The sequence below is a fragment of the Aeromonas sp. HMWF014 genome (assembly GCF_963878295.1).
Taxonomy (GTDB): domain Bacteria; phylum Pseudomonadota; class Gammaproteobacteria; order Enterobacterales; family Aeromonadaceae; genus Aeromonas; species Aeromonas popoffii.
Genome location: NZ_CAWNYS010000038.1, coordinates 1 through 3313, shown reverse-complemented (window position 1 = coordinate 3313; position 3313 = coordinate 1). Strand labels below are relative to the sequence as shown.

Genomic DNA, 3313 nt, shown 5'->3' with positions numbered 1-3313 from the left:
GACACGGGGATTTTCAATCCCCTGCTCTACCGACTGAGCTATCTGGGCAATCTATAAATGGTGCCGGCTACCGGAATCGAACTGGTGACCTACTGATTACAAGTCAGTTGCTCTACCTACTGAGCTAAGCCGGCACACTTTAAACCCTTGTGCATGAACAAATTTTTATTTCATGGCACCAAATTTTGGTGCCCAGAGACGGAATCGAACCGCCGACACGGGGATTTTCAATCCCCTGCTCTACCGACTGAGCTATCTGGGCGTGGGCGCTATTAAACGGATTTTAAGGCGGATGGTCAACGGGAAATTTCACTTTTTGTCTCGTTCGTCTCTTTTTTGCGCAACATCATACATTTCCCCTACTTCTTCCTGACCGGACTGCGCCGGACGGCCCCAGACTCTGGGCTCCTCCCCTTTCAGCAGGCGGGCTATGTTCTCATGATGGCGGATAAGGATGAGGCAGGAGAGCAACGAGACCGGCAGGGTGTATTCGGGTTTGAGCAGGTAGGTAAAGAGCGGGGTCAGCAGCACGGTAATGATGGAGGCCAGCGAGGAGTAGCCGCTCACCAGCAGCACCAGTAGCCAGGTGCCGATGACGGCGCCACCCATGGTAAAACCGATAGGCATCATGGTACCGAGTGCCGTCGCGACCCCCTTTCCTCCCCGGAAGTGGAAGAAAATGGGGTACATGTGGCCGAGGCAGGCCGCCACCCCGATCAAGCCGAGGTAAACGGGTTTGATTTGCAGATACCAGGCGAGATAGACGGGGGCCGTGCCCTTGAGCACGTCGAGCAGCAACACCACAACGGCAGCCACGCGGCCGCCGAGGCGCAATACATTGGTCGCACCCGGATTGTGTGAGCCATGATCGCGAGGATCCGGCAGACCCGTGATACGGGAAACCAGCACAGCACTGGACAGCGAGCCGCCCAGATAGGCCAGAATAATCATCAAAATCGTCAGGGCCGTCATCTTGGTCGTTTTTACCACGATATGAATGGGGTATGATGCGGGCCACATTCTCTGGCTTGGCGTTGCCCAAAAGCGTGTCGTTCAAACCGACCGCGCGGCAAACTGGTTGCCAGGCCTGCATCCCTGCGCTGTTATCACAGCCCATCAAGAGTAAAGAAGAAGTACTGTCATGGACAAGGTGTTTATTCGCGGACTCGAGGTTTTGACCACTATTGGTGTTTATGAGTGGGAGAAAGGCATTCGCCAGAAGCTCTGTTTCGACCTGGAAATGGGGTTTGACAACCGTCCCGCCGCAGCAACCGACGATATCAATCTGGCACTGGATTACGCCACCCTCTCTCGCAAGATTTGTGATCACGCCGCCAGCAAGGTGGTGGAACTGGTCGAAACCATGGCCGAGCAGGTCGCCATGCTGGTGCTGGCCGACGAGCGGGTGCAATGGGTCAAGGTCATCCTGACCAAACCGGGCGCCGTGCCCAATGCCGCTGGCGTCGGGGTCGAGATCCTGCGCCACCGTATTCCGGCCGCGAGCGCCAACTGATGGCCTCCTTCTATATCCGTCTGGGTGCAAGCCCGATGACAGGGAGCGCCGCATGATCCGCATCTATATCAGTCTGGGCTCGAACATAGAGCGGGAGCACCACATCCACGCCGGACTCGATGCCCTGCATGCCGAGTTCGGCGAGCTGGCGGTCTCCAGGGTATTCGAGAGCGAGGCGGTGGGCTTCAATGGCCGCCCCTTCTACAACCTGGTCGTGGGGGCCGACACCGATCTGCCGCTGGCAACCCTGTGCCAACGGCTGCGCGCCATGGAGTTCGCCCACGGCCGCGAGCCGGATGCCAAGAAGTTCGCACCGCGCACCCTGGATCTGGATCTGCTGCTCTATGGTGATCGGGTCTGTGAGACCCCGGTTGCCCTGCCCCGCGGCGAGATCCTCACCAATGCCTTTGTGCTCTGGCCACTGGCCGAACTGGCCCCGAGCCTGCGCCATCCGGTCGATGGCCGCACGCTGGGTGAGCTGTGGCAGGATTATGACAAGGCCTCCCAGCGACTCTGCCCTATTCCCTTTCACTGGGAAGCGTGCGAGCTGCAGCCTTACTGAATCAACAAGGGCACCCGAGGGTGCCCTTGTTGCATCTTGCAAGGCGGCTTATCCGCCATAAGAAAGTGTGATTGGGCCCGGCCTGCCATGGCTGGCAGGATAAGGCTCGCCACAGGAGATCCCCATGCCGCTCGACACCATTCACGACTTCAACTGCCAGCTGCTGGCCGAGTTGCCCCATCAGCGCTACCAGCATGAACCCATTCTGGATTACGCCACCGACGAAAGAGTCAGGGCCCGCTTGGGCTGGCAGGCGGTGTTCAGCAAGACGCTGTTTCTCAAATTCAGGGATGGTCGCTTCGCCCTGCTGCTGACCCATCAGGGGGGGCGGCTCGACAACAAGGCGGTCAAAGCCGCGCTCGGTGCCAAGCCCTCCATCTGCACCGCAGAAGAGATGCAGGCCGAGATCGGCTGTCTGCCGGGCGCCGTCTGCCCCTTTCTGCCCCGCGCCGATATTCCGCTACTGGTAGACCCTCAACTGATGGACCATCACGCCTTCACCTGGACACCGGGCCACCCGGAGCAGACCTTTCTGCTGGAGACTACTCACCTTGCCCGGGTGCTTGAGCAGCTTCCCTGTCAGGTCAGCTATCTGCCTGCACCATCAGCCTGACGGCTGACGATACCAACCCGCTTACCCCTTGTCCCTCGCCAGCTGGGCGAAGATCAGCGCCGCCAGCATGGACATGAGGCCGATGCAGAGATAAGTGAGGTGGAAGCCTCCCAGCCACTGCCCATTCGACGCCGACAAACCCGCAGAGAAGAGCCCCAACAGGCTGGCGGCGATGGCCACCCCCAGGCTCATGGATAGCTGCATCACCACCGACAACAGACCGTTGCCACTGCTGGCATGCTCGGTGCTCAAGTCTTGCAGCGTGAGTGTGTTCATGGCGGAGAACTGCAGCGAGTTGATGGCGCCAAACACCATCAACCAGCCCAGCAGTACCCCATAGGGCAGCTGGTTGTCGATGAAGTAGAAGCTGGCGATCATGGCCCCCAGCGCCAGGGTATTGCCGATCAGGATGCGCCGATAACCGATGCGCGGAATGAGCTTGTTCACCAGCGTTTTGGTCAGCATGGCCCCAAGCACAGTGGGGATCATGGTCATACCCGCCTTGCTCGGCGAGAAACCCAGTCCCAGTTGCAGGAAGAGCGGGGTGAGGAAGGGCATGGCACCGCTGCCGAGGCGGGCGAACAGGTTACCCCAGACACCGATGGCGAAGGTGCTGGTCTTGAAC

General features: G+C 59.5%; 5 protein-coding genes and 2 tRNA genes. 3 read left to right on the top strand and 4 right to left on the bottom strand.

The features are described from left to right. Positions 1-58: 58 nt before the first annotated feature. The 3 genes from AAC083_RS01350 to plsY form a co-directional block, all read right to left on the bottom strand. Positions 59-134, bottom strand: a tRNA-Thr gene (locus AAC083_RS01350). A 52-nt stretch (positions 135-186) separates the two neighbouring features. Then, positions 187-262 (bottom strand) — tRNA-Phe (locus AAC083_RS01345). Between the two features lie 47 nt (positions 263-309). Then, positions 310-972, bottom strand: coding sequence for a glycerol-3-phosphate 1-O-acyltransferase PlsY (gene plsY / locus AAC083_RS01340; protein ID WP_146181775.1), 663 nt, complete (start codon positions 970-972; stop codon positions 310-312). A 169-nt stretch (positions 973-1141) separates the two neighbouring features. On the opposite strand from plsY, the gene folB reads away from it, so the two are divergent. The 3 genes from folB (at position 1142) to AAC083_RS01325 (ending at position 2688) form a co-directional block, all read left to right on the top strand. Continuing rightward, complete coding sequence (gene folB, locus AAC083_RS01335) at positions 1142-1513, top strand: dihydroneopterin aldolase (protein ID WP_108537866.1); 372 nt, start codon at positions 1142-1144, stop codon at positions 1511-1513. A gap of 52 nt (positions 1514-1565) precedes the next feature. After that, on the top strand, positions 1566-2075 hold the full coding sequence (gene folK / locus AAC083_RS01330; protein WP_108537865.1) for a 2-amino-4-hydroxy-6-hydroxymethyldihydropteridine diphosphokinase: 510 nt from the start codon (positions 1566-1568) through the stop codon (positions 2073-2075). A gap of 124 nt (positions 2076-2199) precedes the next feature. Next, positions 2200-2688 carry a YbaK/EbsC family protein gene (locus AAC083_RS01325; RefSeq protein WP_108537864.1) on the top strand — a complete coding sequence of 163 codons (489 nt, stop codon included), beginning with the start codon at positions 2200-2202 and terminating at the stop codon, positions 2686-2688. A gap of 21 nt (positions 2689-2709) precedes the next feature. Here the strand turns inward: AAC083_RS01325 and AAC083_RS01320 are convergent. After that, on the bottom strand, positions 2710-3313 hold a 604-nt coding region (locus AAC083_RS01320; protein ID WP_146181774.1), incomplete at its 5' end, for an MFS transporter.